Annotated in this window: 14 protein-coding genes and 1 tRNA gene; 6 read left to right on the plus strand and 9 right to left on the minus strand. The window is 63.9% G+C overall.

What is annotated here, in order from left to right; all coding sequences use genetic code 11:
- From NKJ17_RS32490 to NKJ17_RS32505, 4 genes are all read right to left on the minus strand, one after another.
- Positions 1-447: ABC transporter permease subunit (locus NKJ17_RS32490; protein ID WP_352691801.1), on the minus strand; the 447-nt coding region annotated here is incomplete at its 3' end.
- The gene (locus NKJ17_RS32495) at positions 447-1,178 is read right to left on the minus strand and encodes an ABC transporter permease (RefSeq protein WP_254816058.1); all 732 of its coding nucleotides are present in this window, start codon (positions 1,176-1,178) and stop codon (positions 447-449) included. The genes NKJ17_RS32495 and NKJ17_RS32490, both read right to left, overlap by 1 nt.
- A gap of 126 nt (positions 1,179-1,304) precedes the next feature.
- Positions 1,305-2,099, minus strand: coding sequence for a transporter substrate-binding domain-containing protein (locus tag NKJ17_RS32500; protein ID WP_352509795.1), 795 nt, complete (start codon positions 2,097-2,099; stop codon positions 1,305-1,307).
- 56 nt (positions 2,100-2,155) lie between these two features.
- Positions 2,156-2,965, minus strand: coding sequence for an ABC transporter ATP-binding protein (locus NKJ17_RS32505; protein ID WP_352509793.1), 810 nt, complete (start codon positions 2,963-2,965; stop codon positions 2,156-2,158).
- Between the two features lie 217 nt (positions 2,966-3,182).
- Here NKJ17_RS32505 and NKJ17_RS32510 point away from each other — a divergent pair, with 217 nt between their 5' ends.
- Genes NKJ17_RS32510 through NKJ17_RS32520 form a run of 3 tightly spaced genes read left to right on the plus strand, consistent with a single transcriptional unit; the run spans position 3,183 to position 6,373 of the window.
- A complete protein-coding gene (locus NKJ17_RS32510) occupies positions 3,183-4,031 on the plus strand; it encodes a dimethylarginine dimethylaminohydrolase family protein (RefSeq protein WP_352509798.1) in 849 nt (282 codons plus the stop codon).
- Positions 4,028-5,608 carry a 5-guanidino-2-oxopentanoate decarboxylase gene (locus tag NKJ17_RS32515; protein ID WP_352509792.1) on the plus strand — a complete coding sequence of 527 codons (1,581 nt, stop codon included), beginning with the start codon at positions 4,028-4,030 and terminating at the stop codon, positions 5,606-5,608. Before NKJ17_RS32510 ends, NKJ17_RS32515 begins: the two co-directional genes overlap by 4 nt.
- A 57-nt stretch (positions 5,609-5,665) precedes the next feature.
- Positions 5,666-6,373 (plus strand): SDR family NAD(P)-dependent oxidoreductase, encoded by a 708-nt coding sequence (locus tag NKJ17_RS32520; protein ID WP_352480696.1) that lies wholly within the window; start codon positions 5,666-5,668, stop codon positions 6,371-6,373.
- A 101-nt stretch (positions 6,374-6,474) separates the two neighbouring features.
- Here NKJ17_RS32520 and rpsA read toward each other — a convergent pair whose 3' ends face one another.
- The 3 genes from rpsA to aroA all read right to left on the minus strand — a co-directional run bounded on the left by rpsA (position 6,475) and on the right by aroA (position 10,646).
- Positions 6,475-8,172 (minus strand): 30S ribosomal protein S1, encoded by a 1,698-nt coding sequence (rpsA, locus tag NKJ17_RS32525; RefSeq protein ID WP_023676278.1) that lies wholly within the window; start codon positions 8,170-8,172, stop codon positions 6,475-6,477.
- Between the two features lie 204 nt (positions 8,173-8,376).
- Positions 8,377-9,027 carry a (d)CMP kinase gene (gene cmk, locus NKJ17_RS32530; protein ID WP_352509790.1) on the minus strand — a complete coding sequence of 217 codons (651 nt, stop codon included), beginning with the start codon at positions 9,025-9,027 and terminating at the stop codon, positions 8,377-8,379.
- A 260-nt stretch (positions 9,028-9,287) separates the two neighbouring features.
- Positions 9,288-10,646, minus strand: coding sequence for a 3-phosphoshikimate 1-carboxyvinyltransferase (gene aroA / locus NKJ17_RS32535; RefSeq protein WP_352509789.1), 1,359 nt, complete (start codon positions 10,644-10,646; stop codon positions 9,288-9,290).
- 194 nt (positions 10,647-10,840) lie between these two features.
- Here aroA and NKJ17_RS32540 point away from each other — a divergent pair, with 194 nt between their 5' ends.
- Together NKJ17_RS32540 and NKJ17_RS32545 are read left to right on the plus strand one after the other, a co-directional pair.
- Positions 10,841-11,227, plus strand: coding sequence for a TIGR02300 family protein (locus NKJ17_RS32540; protein WP_352691797.1), 387 nt, complete (start codon positions 10,841-10,843; stop codon positions 11,225-11,227).
- 163 nt (positions 11,228-11,390) lie between these two features.
- Positions 11,391-11,466, plus strand: a tRNA-Ala gene (locus NKJ17_RS32545).
- 181 nt (positions 11,467-11,647) lie between these two features.
- Here the strand turns inward: NKJ17_RS32545 and NKJ17_RS32550 are convergent.
- Positions 11,648-11,962: a hypothetical protein gene (locus NKJ17_RS32550; protein WP_352509788.1), complete on the minus strand. Its 315-nt coding sequence runs from the start codon at positions 11,960-11,962 to the stop codon at positions 11,648-11,650.
- 522 nt (positions 11,963-12,484) lie between these two features.
- On the opposite strand from NKJ17_RS32550, the gene NKJ17_RS32555 reads away from it, so the two are divergent.
- Positions 12,485-13,984 carry a helicase HerA domain-containing protein gene (locus NKJ17_RS32555; RefSeq protein WP_352691798.1) on the plus strand — a complete coding sequence of 500 codons (1,500 nt, stop codon included), beginning with the start codon at positions 12,485-12,487 and terminating at the stop codon, positions 13,982-13,984.
- A 312-nt stretch (positions 13,985-14,296) separates the two neighbouring features.
- On the opposite strand, the gene NKJ17_RS32560 is transcribed toward NKJ17_RS32555, so the two are convergent.
- The coding region (locus NKJ17_RS32560; protein WP_352691800.1) for a TOBE domain-containing protein at positions 14,297-14,487 on the minus strand (191 nt) is incomplete at its 5' end.

The following is a 14,487-nucleotide window of genomic DNA, read 5'->3' on the forward strand; positions in this document are numbered from 1 at the left end:
ATACGAGATCGTCAGAGAAAGAACGGCGTAGGGCCATGCCTGCCTTAGAATGGGCCAGAGGAACGACTCGCGTATCCAAGGAAATTGCGGAAACAGCGAACCCAGTCCGTAGTAGAGCAGCCAGAGCTGGAGCAGCAGCGGCGTGCCGCGAATAATCGTGCAGAACACCTTGGCCGGCACACTCAAGATCGGCGGGCCGATCACCTGCGCAAGGCCGAGGGGAATGGCCAGCGCGATGCCCAGCACCGACGTTACCACAAGCAGCCAGATGGTCCGCCATATGCCTTGCAAGGCCAGCGGCAGATAGGCCGGCAGCCAATCCCAGCGCATGAGGAAAATCGATGCCACTACGACAACCAGCGCGATCAGGATCAGCGCTATGCGGTGCGGCTGCATCCACAGCGAGGCCCGTGCGGCGGCGTCAATGACCGGAGTTTCGGCGGCCATCAATGCGATCCCGCGATCGAGGGCATGCCGCGTCGTGCCCAGCGCTCAACGCGCCCGATAGCGATGTTGGAGACGAGGGTCAGGACGAGATAGAGCGCGCCCGCCGCCATGAAGAAGGTGAAATAAGCCTTCGTCGCGCCGGCTGCCGTCCGTGTGGTTTGGGTCAGTTCATTAACGCCGACGATCGCGAGAAGCGCGGTGTCCTTGGTGGCGATCAGCCACAGATTTGCCAACCCCGGAATGGCGAAGGGCAGCATCGCCGGCAGCGTTATGCGCCTGAGAAGCAGGCCGGGAGGCATTCCATACGCCCGGGCGGCTTCGATCTGGCCTTGCGGAATGGCGCGGATCGCGCCGCGCAAGACTTCGGTGGAGTAGGCGCCCTGCACGACCCCGAGCACACCTATGCCGGCGACAACCCCGTTGATATCGATCGCGGCATAGCCGAGCGCGGTAAGCAACTGGTTGATGAGGTCGGTACCAGCGAAATAAAGCAGCAGGATCAGGACCAACTCGGGCACGGCGCGGACCACTGTGGTGTAAACTTCCAGCAGGTCACGGACCACCGGCCCGCCATAGAGCTTGCCATAGGCGCCGCCGACGCCGATCACAAGACCGACCCCAAAGGAACCGAAGGCAATTCCGACCGAGTTTGCCAGCCCGTGCAGAAGGTTGAGACCCCTGCCGTTCGGCGGTTCGAAGGACAGCAATTCCAGCGAACTGGCTCCGAACATGGTGGCGAGAACGTCGCTCAGCTTATGTCCCCCTGGACTTCCGGGTTGAGGCGCCAATGATGTATCAAGCCGGACGTGCCATCGCGACGATGGCGGCTAGGCCTGCCCGGCTTGATGCCGCTGCCGTCAGTTGGACTGCGACTCGTCGCCGTAGATGTCGAAGTCGAAGTACTTCTTGGTGATTTCGGCATACTTGCCATTGGCTCGGATAGCCTTGATTGCGGCATTGAGCTTATCCTTGATCTCGGTGTCGCCTTGGCGTACGCCGGCGCCGACGCCAGGCCCGAGCACTTCCAGGTCCGGTGCGACATAACCCTTGAGGTCGCAGCACGCTTTGCCTTGATCCGACTTCAAAAATGCGTCGAGCGCGATCGAATCGGCCTGGGTGGCATCGATCCGGCCGGCGGCGAGATCCTGATTTGCCTCGTCCTGCGTCTGGTATTCCTTGATTTCCGCAGCGTCGGTGAAGTGCTTCTTGGCGTAGGCGGCGTGCACCGTGGAGGCCTGAACGCCGACTATCTTGCCCTTCAGCCCCTCTGGCGTCGCATCGAATTTCTGATCCTTGGCGCCGATCACCGCGGTCGGCGTGTTATAATATTTGTCGGAGAAGTCGATTTCCTTCTTGCGTTCGTCGGTAATGGACATCGAATTCATGATTGCATCGATCTTCTTGGTTTTAAGCGCCGGGATAAGGCCGTCCCATGGGACTGGCGTCAATACGCAATCCAGCTTGGCTTCGCCGCAGATGGCGTTGACGATGTCGACTTCCCAGCCGCCCCACTTGCCGGATGCATCCTGCGAGTAAAACGGCGGATAGGCTTCAGGCGAAAATCCCACCTTGATCTGTTCGGCGCTTGCCGAAAATGCACCCGACAATGCGATCAGCGTGGCCGCGAGCACCGTTTTGAGAAAAGGTTTCATTTCTTTCAGTTCTCCCGTTTTTTTGCTTTGACGTTCCCGTCTGCTTTTCTCGCAAGTCATCCAACATTGCGCAGAAACTGCTTCAGTCTTTCGGATCTGGGTGCGCCGAAGATCTGTTCCGGCGGCCCCTCTTCCTCGACCAGCCCATTATGGAGGTAGACGACATGCGTCGCGACCTCGCGGGCAAACTTCATCTCATGGGTGACCAGCACCATGGTGCGGCCTTCGCGCGCCAGGTCGCCGATCACCTTCAGCACCTCACCGACCAGCTCCGGGTCGAGCGCCGAGGTCGGCTCATCGAACAGCATGACGCGCGGATTGATGGCCAGCGCCCTGGCGATCGCGGCGCGCTGTTGTTGGCCGCCCGACAGATAGGCGGGATAGACGTCGCGTTTTTCGGCAAGGCCGACGCGGGCGAGCAGCTTTTCCGCCTCGCCGATCGCCACATCGCGCCTGACGCCGAGCACATGCACGGGAACCTCGATGACGTTCTCGATCAACGTCATGTGGCTCCACAGATTGAAATTCTGGAAGACCATGCCGAGCTTGGAGCGGATGCGTTCGATCTGCTTGCGGTCGGCGGGCACGGTGTGACCGTGGCTGTCGGCCTTCAACCGGATCTGCTCGCCATTGACGCGGATGATGCCGCTGGTCGGGTTCTCCAGGCAGTTGATGCAGCGCAGCAGCGTGGATTTGCCCGAGCCTGAGCCGCCGATGATGGCGATCACCTCGCCGTCGCGCGCCGACAGCGAAACGCCCTTCAGTACGTGCAGGTTGCCGAAATTCTTGTGCAGGTTCTCGACGTGGATGGCTTCGGCAGCGCCGTTCTGCGCCGGATGCTTCAGGGCGGTGACGGGCGCTGTCATCGTCGCGGCGCCCCGCGGAGCAACCGAGGCAGTCCTTGCTGGAATTTTTTACCCATTACCCGTCACTGGACAGCGTTCCGATTCTCAAGATGGACCGTTCCGCTTGCCTCCGTCAACCGCAGTTTTTGGACCATTGATCACCGCCTGCCGAGTGGCTATTGGCAGGAGGGGCGCGTTTCAGGAGAATTTAGTGGTCAAAGCATACGGGTCGCAGTCGATGGCCGGGACGCTGCAGCGCGTGCTGATGCGCTCCGCCGCCAGCGCCATGCGTCGGGCCGAAGCGCTGGATTGGCACTATGGCCCCGGCTTCGATCCGCAAAAAGCGGCGGCCCAGCATGATGCGCTGGCCAGGCTGATTTCTGTCTCAGGCGCCGAAATCGAATGGCTGAGCGACGCCGATGACGGGCTTGCCGATTCGGTCTTCACCCACGATCCCTCGCTGATGACCGACCACGGCGCGGTTATCCTCGCTATGGGCAAGGCGCTGCGCCGGCCCGAGCCAGGCCTGCACGAGGCAGCCTATGGGCGCATGGGCATCCCCATCCTTGGCCGTATCGAGGCTCCCGGCCAGGTCGAGGGCGGCGACTGCGTGTGGGTGGATGCAAACACGCTGGCCGTCGGCCGCGGCGTGCGCACCAATCAGCTCGGCATCCAGCAGCTCGCCAACCTGCTTTCGCCCAAGGGTATCCAGGTCTACGGCTTCGACCTGCCGCTCTGGCAAGGCGAGGAGGCCTGCCTGCACCTGATGTCGGTGATCAGCCCGCTCGCCGACGATCTGGCGCTGGTCTATGCGCCCCTCCTGCCGGTCGCCTTCCACCAAATGCTGCGCGAACGCGGCATTCGGCTGGTCGAGGGCGACGCCGACGAATTCTTCGCCTCGAATGGGCTCAGCCTCAACGTCCTGCCGACCGCGCCGCGCCAGGTTATCGCCGTTGCCGGTTTTCCGAAGACGGCGGCTGCCATGCAGGCCGCTGGCTGTACGGTCTCGACATTCGAGGCCGATGCGCTGTGCATTGCCTGCGAGGGCGGCCCGACCTGCCTCACACGCCCGGTGCTAAGACAATGACGACCATCGGCGAAGCGCTCATCACCTTGCTCGAAGCGCACGGCGTCGACATAGTCTTCGGCATTCCCGGCGTACACACGGTCGAGCTCTATCGCGGGCTTGCGCGGTCGAAGATCCGTCACGTCACGCCGCGCCACGAGCAGGGCGCCGGCTTCATGGCTGATGGCTATGCGCGCGCCAGCGGCAGGCCCGGCATCGCCTTCGTCATCACCGGGCCGGGGCTGACCAACACCATCACCGCCATGGGCCAGGCGCGCGCCGATTCGGTGCCGATGCTGGTAATCTCGGGCGTCAACGCCACACCGACGCTGGGCAAAGGCCTTGGCCATCTGCATGAACTGCCAGACCAGCGCGGCATGATGGAGAAGGTGGCGCTGTTTTCGCACCGTGTCACCGACGCCGGCGAGCTGCCCGGCGTGCTCGCCCGCGCCTTTGCGCTGTTTTCATCCTCGCGTCCGGGTCCGGTGCATATCGAGATCCCGACCGATGTCATGAGCCTGCCTGGCAACAGCATCGTGCCGTTGCTGCGGAATTCAGCGCCGCCCGAGCCGGATGTGGCGGCGATTGCCGCGGCGGCAAGGCTATGCGCGTCCGCCCGCCGGCCGCTTATCCTGGCCGGCGGCGGCGCCAAAGCGGCCGAAGCACCGTTGCAGCGCCTTGCCGAGAGGTTGGGAGCGCCGGTCGTCCAGACCGCCAATGCGCGCGGCCTGCTCTATCGCCATCCGCTTGGCGTGCCGGCCAGCCCCAGCCTGAAGGCGGTGCGTGCGCTGATGGCCGGCGCCGATCTGGTCATTGCCGCCGGCACCGAATTCGGTCCGACCGACTATGATGGCTATGGCGACGGCGGTTTTGTCCTGCCTGCCAATCTGATCCGCATCGATATCGGCGCCGACCAGCTTGCCCGCCGGCCGGCCCGGATTTCGATCCAGGCCGATTGCGGTGCAGCGCTCGAGGCGCTGGGTGCCGAACTCGGCACGGGCCAGGCGCAATCGGTCGACGGCGCCGCTCGCGCCGCCGCGACGCGGCAAGCGGCCTTTGCCGAGATCGGCCCGGCTATGCAGGCGCAACTGCGCGCCGTCGAGACGATCCGCGATGCGCTGCCTGGCGCGATCATCGTCGGCGATTCGACCCAGCCGGTCTACGCCGCCAACCTCTATTACGATCATGACCGGCCGGGCGGCTGGTTCAACGCGGCCACCGGCTTCGGCGCGCTCGGCTATGGCCCGGCGGCGGCGATCGGCGCCGTCCTTGCCAGGCCTGAGGCGCCGGTCGTTTGCCTCACCGGCGACGGCGGCTTCCAGTTCACCCTGCCGGAACTGGGCGCCGCGCTCGACGCTGCGGCGCCGGTGATCTTCGCCGTCTGGAACAATCGCGGCTACCGCGAGATCGAAACCTCGATGCTCGACGTCGGCGTCGAGCCGGTCGGCGTCTCCCCGGCACCGCCGGATTTCTGCAAATTGGCCGAAGCCTACGGCATTGCCGCCGAGCGGATTTCCGGCGCCGGCGGCTTGGCGGACGCGCTTGGGCGCGCGCGGGCGACTGGACGACCTTACGTCATAGAGATTTCGGTTGAGTGATCGCGCGAAAGGCGCGACCTTCCGGATCGGCGGCGCGCAATGACGGAGCGGTCGAATATGACGGAAACACTGGACGGCAGACATATCGTGGTGACCGGCGGCACCGGTGCCCTTGGCGGCGCGGTCGTAGGGAACCTGCTGGAGCAGGGCGCGATCTGCCATGTGCCCAACGCTCACGCTGCCGCGCCTGCACATTTCCCCTTCCCGGCGCATGACCGCGTCAGGTTGGCGCATAACGTCGACCTCGCCGACCCTGCCAAGGTCGACGCCTTCTATGCCAGCGTTCCGAATTTATGGGCATCGGTGCATCTGGCCGGCGGCTTCACCGCCGCGCCGGTCGAGAAGATCGAGCCCGCCTCCTTCGCCGAGATGATGGACACCAACGCCCGCACCACCTTCCTGTGCTGCCGCGCGGCGATACGCTCGATGCTGGAATCTTCCGTGCCGGGCCGCATCGTCAATGTCACCGCGCGAGCCGGGCTCGATCCGCGGCGCGGCTCCGGCAAGGTGGCCTACGCCGCCGCCAAGGCGGCAGTCGCCGCGATGACCGTGGCGATGGCCGAAGAGCTGAAGGGCAACGGCATTCTGGTCAACGCCGTGGCGCCCTCGACGCTCGACACGCCGGCCAACCGGGCTGACATGCCGAACGCAGATTTCAGCAGATGGGTCAGCCTTGAAGCGGCCGCCGAGGCCATTGCCTATCTCGCCTCGCCGGCCAACATGGCCATCAGCGGCACGCTGGTGCCGCTTTACGGCAGGGCCTGAGCCTGCGGTCCGTCGCAAAGGTCACAAGCAAAAGCCCCGCCTGATCGTTCCGGCGGGGCTCTCTTGTTTCGTTTATAACCCGCGCGAAGCGCGGTGTTGGCTTAGCTGCCCTGCTTCTTCAGCGCGGCGCCAAGGATGTCGCCCAGCGAAGCGCCGGAGTCGGTCGAACCGTATTGGGCGACCGCTTCCTTCTCTTCGGCGATTTCCAGCGCCTTGATGGAGACCTGCAGTTTGCGGGTCTTCTTGTCGAAGGCGATGACGCGGGCGTCGACCTTCTGGCCGACGGTGAAGCGCTCGGGGCGCTGCTCGTCGCGGTCACGGCTGAGGTCGGAGCGCTTGATGAAGGTCTCGATGCCGCTGTCGACCAGCCGCACTTCCAGACCGCCATCCTTCACGCCGATAACCTCGCAGGTGACGACTGCGTTCTTGCGCAGTTCGCCCGACGTCGCGGCTTCGCCGACCGTGTCCTTGGCCAACTGCTTGATGCCGAGCGAGATGCGCTCCTTGTCGATGTCGACGTCGAGCACCTGCGCCTTGACCATGTCGCCGCGATTGTACTCCTCGATCACCTGCTCGCCCGGACGGGTCCAGTCGAGGTCGGAAAGGTGGACCATACCGTCGACGTCGCCTTCGAGGCCGATAAACAGGCCGAACTCCGTCTTGTTCTTGACCTCGCCCTCAACCTGGCTGCCGACCGGGTGGCTGCGCGCGAAGGCCTCCCACGGGTTCTCCAGCGTCTGCTTGAGGCCGAGCGAGATACGGCGCTTGGCCGGATCGACTTCGAGCACCACAACGTCGACTTCCTGCGTTGTCGACAGGATCTTGCCGGGATGCACGTTCTTCTTGGTCCACGACATTTCCGAAACGTGGATGAGGCCTTCGATGCCCGGCTCCAGCTCGACGAATGCGCCGTAGTCGGTGATGTTGGTAACGGTACCCTTGATCTTCTTGCCGATCGGGAACTTGGTGCCGATCTCGGACCACGGATCGCTCTCGAGCTGCTTCATGCCGAGCGAGATGCGGTGGGTTTCCTGGTTGATGCGGATGATCTGCACCTTGACCGTCTGGCCGATGTTGAGGATTTCGGTCGGATGGTTGACGCGGCGCCATGCCATGTCGGTGACGTGCAGCAGGCCGTCGATGCCGCCGAGGTCGACGAACGCACCATAGTCGGTGATGTTCTTGACGACGCCTTCGACCACCTGGCCTTCTTCGAGGTTCTGCACGATTTCCGAACGCTGTTCGGCGCGGCTTTCCTCGAGCACGGTGCGGCGCGACACCACGATGTTGCCGCGGCGGCGATCCATCTTGAGGATCTCGAAGGGCTGCGGGTTGTGCATCAGCGGCGAGACGTCGCGGATCGGGCGGATGTCGACCTGGCTGCGCGGCAGGAAGGCCACGGCGCCGTCGAGGTCGACGGTGAAGCCGCCCTTGACCTGGTTGAAGATGACGCCTTCGACGCGTTCGCCCTTGGTGAACTTCTCTTCGAGACGGACCCAGCTCTCTTCGCGGCGGGCCTTTTCACGCGACAGCATGGCTTCGCCAAGCGCGTTCTCGATACGCTCGACATAGACCTCGACCGTGTCGCCGACCTTGAGCGTCGTATCCTTGCCCTTGACGCCGAATTCCTTCAGCGGCACGCGGCCTTCGACCTTGAGGCCGACGTCGATGATGGCCATGTCCTTCTCAATGGCGGTGATGATGCCCTTGACGACCTGGCCTTCGCCGGAATGGCCGGCGGAAAATGATTCTTCGAGCAGGCTCGCGAAATCATCGCGAGTGGGGTTTGCAACTGACATAGTTTCTCCTGGAATGCCCCGCAATCTGTCGCAGGGCCGGCGCCGTGGGTTAGCGTTGCGTTGGCCTGCCAACGTTCCGGGCAAAAGCCCTGGCCGCCTTTGAGCGGCAATTCCGGCGCATGAAGAATGCTGGCAGGCTGGTTCACGCCCGATATGGGAATTCTTTTTGTCGCCGGCAATCGGCGGCGGCAGGAAAACCCAGGCTCAGGCTTTGTTTCTCTTGGCCAGGACGTCGTCGATGATCGCCCGTGCTGCCAGAAACGCGGCTTCTATAGCCATTTCCGACGTGTCGAGCAAGTGCGCGTCGACGGCCGGCTTCAAGGGCGAGTCCACGCGGCCCATGTCGCGCTCGTCGCGGCGCACGATATCGGCAAGGATTTCGTCAAAATTGGCAGTGCCGCCGATGCTCTCGATTTCATCCAGCCGCCGCTTTGCCCGCACCTCGGCACTGGCCGTGACATAGAGTTTTACGTCGGCATCGGGACAGACGACGGTGCCGATGTCGCGGCCGTCGAGCACCGCGCCAGGCGGTGTTCTTGCGAAGTCACGCTGTTTCTCTACCAGGATGCGCCGCACCGACGGGATCACTGCCACTTTCGAAGCCGCCTCGCCAACGGCGTGTGCCGAAAGCACTGCGCGGTCGAGCTTTGCCGGATCGACCTGCCGGGCCGCGGTTTCAGCGGCCGAAACATTGTCGAGCGGCAGGCCGAGCCGGAGCAGCGCATGCGCCACCGCGCGATAGGTAAGGCCGGTGTCGAGCAGGTTCAGCCGATAGTGATCGGCCAGCCTGCGGGCGAGCGTGCCCTTGCCGGCGCCGGCGGGGCCGTCGATGGCGATGGTAAAAGGGATGCTCATTGGCAGTGGACCAGCCCTCGCGCCTTCGTCATCCCAGGGCGGAGCAGGAGCGAAGCTCCGTCGCGGAGACCCTGGGATCCATGCCGTGACATGTACCGAGGGATGCGGCGGGCCAGAATTCTGAACCGTTGCGATGCTCTGACGTCACGGCATGGATCCTGGGGTCTTCGCCGCGTCGCTTCGCTCCTTGCTTCGCCCCAGGATGACGAAGGGAAGGATGTTGGCGCCCAATCTCCAAGGTTTACGATTGCCATCAACTGTCACTCGATCTCCGCCCCCAGCCCCTTCATCAGCCCCATGAATTCCGGAAAGCTCGTAGCAATCATCGCCTGGTCGTCGATGGTCACAGGTTTTTCCGTCGCCAACCCCATCACCAGAAAACTCATGGCGATGCGGTGGTCGAGGTGGGTCTGGACGATGGTGCCTTGTCCATTTGGGTGCTGGCCCAATCCCTTGCCGCCCGGCTTTCCACGCACGACAAGCGAGGCCTCGCCCTCGGTGCAGTCGACGCCGTTGAGCGTTAGCCCGTTGGCGACCGCCGACAGCCGGTCGGATTCCTTCACCCGAAGCTCTTCCAGCCCGAGCATCAGCGTTTCGCCCTCGGCGAAGCTGGCCGCCACGGCAAGCACCGGATACTCGTCGATCATGGTCGGCGCCCGTTCGGGCGGCACGGTGACGCCCTTCAACTCGGAATAGCGCACGCGCAGGTCGGCGACATCCTCGCCGCCTTCGTTGCGCGGGTCGATTATGTCGATGCGCGCGCCCATTTCCTGCAGCGTCAACAGAAGTCCGGTGCGGGTCGGGTTCATCAGCACGTTTTCGATTGTAATGTCCGAACCCGGCACGATCAGCGCCGCCACCAGTGGAAAGCCCGCCGAGGAGGGGTCGCCTGGCACCGCGATGGTCTGCCCGGTGAGCTTGCCCTGGCCTTCGATGAAAATGTGGCGCACGCCGCGCTCGTCGGTCTCGACCGACAGATTGGCGCCGAATCCCTTGAGCATCTTTTCTGTGTGATCGCGCGTCATCACCGGCTCGATGACGGTGGTGATGCCCGGCGTGTTCAGCCCAGCCAGCAGCACCGCCGACTTGACTTGTGCCGATGCCATCGGCACGCGGTAGGTGATCGGCGCGGCGTGCTTAGGCCCGTGCAGCGTGATCGGCATGCGGTCGCCAGGCGTCGCCTTCAGCACCTGCACGCCCATCTGGCGCAGCGGCTCGAGCACGCGGCCCATCGGCCGGCCGGACAGCGAGGCGTCGCCGATGAAGGTGGTCTCCATGTCATAGGTGCCGACCAGGCCCATAGTGAGGCGGGAGCCCGTGCCGGCATTGCCGAAATCGAGTGGGCCTTCCGGCTGCAGCAGCGCGCCATTGCCGGTGCCGCGGATCACCCACTCAGTGCCATGCTTCTCGATATGAGCGCCCATCGCCTTCATGGCGGCGCCCGTACGCATTACGTCCTCGCCTTCCAGCAGCCCGGTGATGCGGGTTTCGCCAGAGGCCAGGCCACCGAACATGAACGAGCGGTGCGAGATCGACTTGTCGCCCGGCACCCGTGCCGCACCTGAAAGGCCAGATGATTTGCGGGCGGTGGCCTGTTTCGGGGCAGCAGCGTGCGACATGGTTCTTTCCTGGAAACGCCGGCGCCCGGCTATTTTCTTCTGGTTTGCGCGGTCTCCTATCATGGCGGACCGAAATGGTCATCCCCTTGGTACGAAGGCCTTCGAATTCACGCTTTTTGGGACGCCGGCTTTTCGCTTTGACAGCGCCGTAAACTCTGGTTAAGGGGACCAAACTTTCATCGACGAGGCTTGCTGTGGCAAAACCCGAACTTGGCACCAAACGCATCGACCCGGAGACGGGTCGAAAATTCTATGACTTGAACAAGGACCCGATCGTCTCGCCTTATACGGGCAAGAGCTATCCGCGATCCTATTTCGAAGAAGGCAAGATCGCCCTCGAGGAAGAAGAGGAAGTTGCCGAAAAGGAAGTGGACGCCGAGGAGGAAGAGGGCGTCGAGGTCGTCTCGCTCGAAGAGGCGGACGAGGACGCGAAGGCCGACGAGCTTCCCGATCTCGCCGATGACGAGGACGACGTCGACCTTGGCGATGATGAGGATGACACATTCCTCGCCGACGAAGAGGAAGAAGACGACGACGTTGCCGACATGATCGGCGTCGGCGACGACGACGACGAAGTCTGAGCGAACCGCATTCGCCGGCTTTCGCCGCGCCGCCTAGAAAAAGCGGTCGTTGAAGGCTTGATATTGACTGAAGGCGGGGTTAGAAGCCGCCTGCACTAATGGCGCGGCCTAGAACCCGCGCCGGATCTCTTCGCCGGAAACGGCGCCGGCGAACTGCCGGAGTGGGGCCATAGCTCAGTTGGGAGAGCGCTTGAATGGCATTCAAGAGGTCGTCGGTTCGATTCCGATTGGCTCCACCAGTTCTCTCCGCGAAAATCAGCAGAACGGCCGCCGGTCCCGGGCTGGCCGCCATCTGTCGCCGACCTAGCTGAGACAAAATGTATGGCTAGCCGACCTCGGCTCGCCGTCCATCTAAAATGGTGAGCCCGTGCCCGGTCTGGACCAGGCAGCGGGCTGAAACGACCGCTGAGCAAAACTCCGTTACTTGTTGCAGTTCTGCATATCCGACGTCATGGCGCCGCTTGGGGTGTTGTTGTCGGTGTCGTTGCCTGCCGTATCCTTGCAGCGGTCCCCCATACCGTTTGTCTGCGGCGTGGTGGCGTTCGTTGCATTCGGATCGATCTGGTTCGGCGTAGTGGTACTGGTCCCGTTGTTGCCGCTGTTGCCGGCGGTGCCCGTGTCGACGCCGGTATTGCCGTTCATACCAGTTCCGCCAGTTCCCGAACCGGTTGATTGTGCCATGGCAGATGTGGCCAGGCCGATAGCAAGTAGGGATGCAGAGAGAATTTTCATCATCTTAGTGTCTCCATCGAGTTGCATCGCTGGATCGCGATCTAACCCAACGAGAGTTTTTCCAGGATGTTCCGTTCGACAGAAATAGTGATCGATACAGTCATTATGAGAGCTTTGTTGTTCGTCGTTTCGCGAATGGCACCACGACAGCGGTAAAAGGCGAGCCGCAAGCCGGTGTGTTGCCGGACGCCAGCACCAGCGGCTCGTCGGGCAGGCCATGGACGATCAGCTCCGGGGTCGAGAGCGGGGATGCAGCATGCCGAGGTAGATCTCGCTGGCGGCGAGTGCTCTTTCCAGCAATGGCGAATTCATCCCGATGAGATCCAACTCGACCTCCGGATAACGGCTGCGAAACATCCGCACCGCCTCCTTATCGAATCGAAACGGCCCGTTTCATTCCAATCCTCTGCGATCCCCTGATCGTGAGCAGCATCCAGCCTGTGCGCAACACGGAGCGTCGGCCATGGCGCGCTCGACGGGCTGTGATGCGGTTGATAAGCCCTCTCCTTAAGGAGAGTCGAAGACATGACGGTTGCGATCGAGATGGGCCACACGAGCGCAGGCGCCCCGGCGGCGCTGGATCTTGAAGAACTGCTGGCGACGCGCCTTTTGGTGCAGGGCAATTCGGGCTCCGGCAAGTCCCACCTGCTGCGCCGGCTCTTGGAGCAGAGTGCGCCCTGGGTGCAGCAGACGATCATCGATCCCGAAGGCGACTTCGTGACACTGGGCGACCGTTTTGGCCATCTGGTGATCGACGCCGAGGAGCATACCGAGCGCGGCCTGCAGAGCGCCGGCGAGCGGGCGCGCATCCACCGCGTCTCCACGGTGCTTAATCTCGAGGGGCTCGACGCCGAGAACCAGATGCGGCGCGCCGCCGCCTTCCTCGGCGGACTTTTCGAGGTCGCCCGCGACCACTGGTATCCGATGCTGGTGGTGGTGGACGAGGCGCAGCTGTTCGCGCCGGCGGTTGCCGGCGAGGTTTCGGACGAGGCGCGCAAGCTCTCTCTCGGCGCCATGACCAATCTGATGTGCCGTGGCCGCAAACGCGGGCTGGCCGGGATCATCGCCACCCAGCGGCTGGCCAAGCTTGCCAAGAACGTCGCCGCCGAGGCTTCCAATTTTCTCATGGGCCGGACCTTTCTCGATATCGACATGGCGCGCGCCGCCGACCTGCTCGGCATGGAGCGGCGCCAGGCGGAAGCCTTTCGCGACCTCGAGCGCGGGCAGTTCATGGCGCTCGGCCCGGCGCTGTCGCGCCGCCCGCTCGGCTTGCGCATCGGCCCGACCGATACAAGTCCGCGCAACGCGACGCCGCGCCTGATGCCGCTGCCGGAATCGGGACTGGAGGACGCGCGCGCGATCATCCTGGCGGCCCCGCCGCCCGAAACCGTCCGGCCGCAGCGCCGGTCGTCGCCGGACCTGCTCGATCAGCTGATGGCGGCAAAATCGGCGGCGCTGGAAATCCGCCCCGAAGCGGTGGAGCCGCCGATCAGCGCCGAGGACTTGGCGGAGCGGCGCGAGCGTGTCGACCGGGTGCTGCGCGCTGTGCTGGCGCAACCCGACGCGGGCTTCCGTGTCATCGGCGTGCTCTATCAGGAGTTCGTGGTCCGCTGCCGCATAGAGGGCCTCGCCTCGGTCGTGCCGGACCTGCCCGCGTTCCGCCGCATGCTGACGCGCGCCCGCGCCGGCCTGGGCTCCGACATGGCCGACGATGACGCCTGGCAAGATGTCTCGGCGCGCGCCTCGCTGCTGCCCGAGGATATGCAGGGCGTGTTCATGATGATCGCCCGCGCGGCCAAGGAGGGGTGGCCCTGCCCGAGCGACGCGGCGATCGCCCGCGCCTATGGCTCGCACTCGCTGCGCCGCGCCCGGCGCCTGCTGACCTATATCGAGGAGCAGGGGCTGATCGTCTGCCAGCTGGATGGGGTTGGCCGGCGGACGGTGACGCTGGTCGAACTGGCCTGGGCGACGGCGCCGGGCGATCCGAATGCCGAGGAGGCGGAGCAGGGGAGGGTGGTGGGATGATGGGGAGGGCGATTTGGGCGAAAGCTGGCGTCGCTCAACAGCAGCAAAGCCAAAAGCGGTCATCGCCGAAGCATTACTCAGACGTCGCGTTTGGGCGGAAAGTGGACCGGCGGCTTCTTGGTGCGAGATGTGAGTGAGCCGGCGGTCTGCACGGCAAAGGATTTGTCCTGATCTGGACCCAACGCAGTCAATTAGTGCTGCCAATATCTGGCGGTGGATTTTTTCTTTGCTCACGATGAGCGACGAATGTTCGGTAGGGCAGAGGAGGTGGGGAGGTAACGCAACGTCCCGTTAGCACGGCCGCCCGCTAGACTAACTCGCTGCCATCAGGACGGTACTCTCCGGCGACCACCGCAGCACCACTTCCTGGCCCTCCGCCAGCTTGTCAGCACCGGTGTTCTGCACGATGACTTTCAGTATCTGTCCGCCACGTTCGACGAAGTAGGTGCTGCTATTGCCGGCAAAGATGCGTTTCGACACTTCCCCCCGCAGCACGTTCGCAT

Source organism: Mesorhizobium sp. M0208 (genome assembly GCF_040322015.1).
Lineage (GTDB): Bacteria > Pseudomonadota > Alphaproteobacteria > Rhizobiales > Rhizobiaceae > Mesorhizobium.

Coding starts and splice junctions, on each gene's coding strand:
- NKJ17_RS32510 (WP_352509798.1), top strand. CDS start 3,183: ATGGCCGGGACGCTGCAGCGCGTGCTGATGCGCTCCGCCGCCAGCGCC.
- cmk (WP_352509790.1), bottom strand. CDS start 9,027: ATGAGCATCCCTTTTACCATCGCCATCGACGGCCCCGCCGGCGCCGGC.
- NKJ17_RS32555 (WP_352691798.1), top strand. CDS start 12,485: ATGACGGTTGCGATCGAGATGGGCCACACGAGCGCAGGCGCCCCGGCG.
- aroA (WP_352509789.1), bottom strand. CDS start 10,646: ATGTCGCACGCTGCTGCCCCGAAACAGGCCACCGCCCGCAAATCATCT.
- NKJ17_RS32550 (WP_352509788.1), bottom strand. CDS start 11,962: ATGATGAAAATTCTCTCTGCATCCCTACTTGCTATCGGCCTGGCCACA.
- NKJ17_RS32515 (WP_352509792.1), top strand. CDS start 4,028: ATGACGACCATCGGCGAAGCGCTCATCACCTTGCTCGAAGCGCACGGC.
- rpsA (WP_023676278.1), bottom strand. CDS start 8,172: ATGTCAGTTGCAAACCCCACTCGCGATGATTTCGCGAGCCTGCTCGAA.
- NKJ17_RS32500 (WP_352509795.1), bottom strand. CDS start 2,099: ATGAAACCTTTTCTCAAAACGGTGCTCGCGGCCACGCTGATCGCATTG.
- NKJ17_RS32505 (WP_352509793.1), bottom strand. CDS start 2,965: ATGACAGCGCCCGTCACCGCCCTGAAGCATCCGGCGCAGAACGGCGCT.
- NKJ17_RS32520 (WP_352480696.1), top strand. CDS start 5,666: ATGACGGAAACACTGGACGGCAGACATATCGTGGTGACCGGCGGCACC.
- NKJ17_RS32495 (WP_254816058.1), bottom strand. CDS start 1,178: ATGTTCGGAGCCAGTTCGCTGGAATTGCTGTCCTTCGAACCGCCGAAC.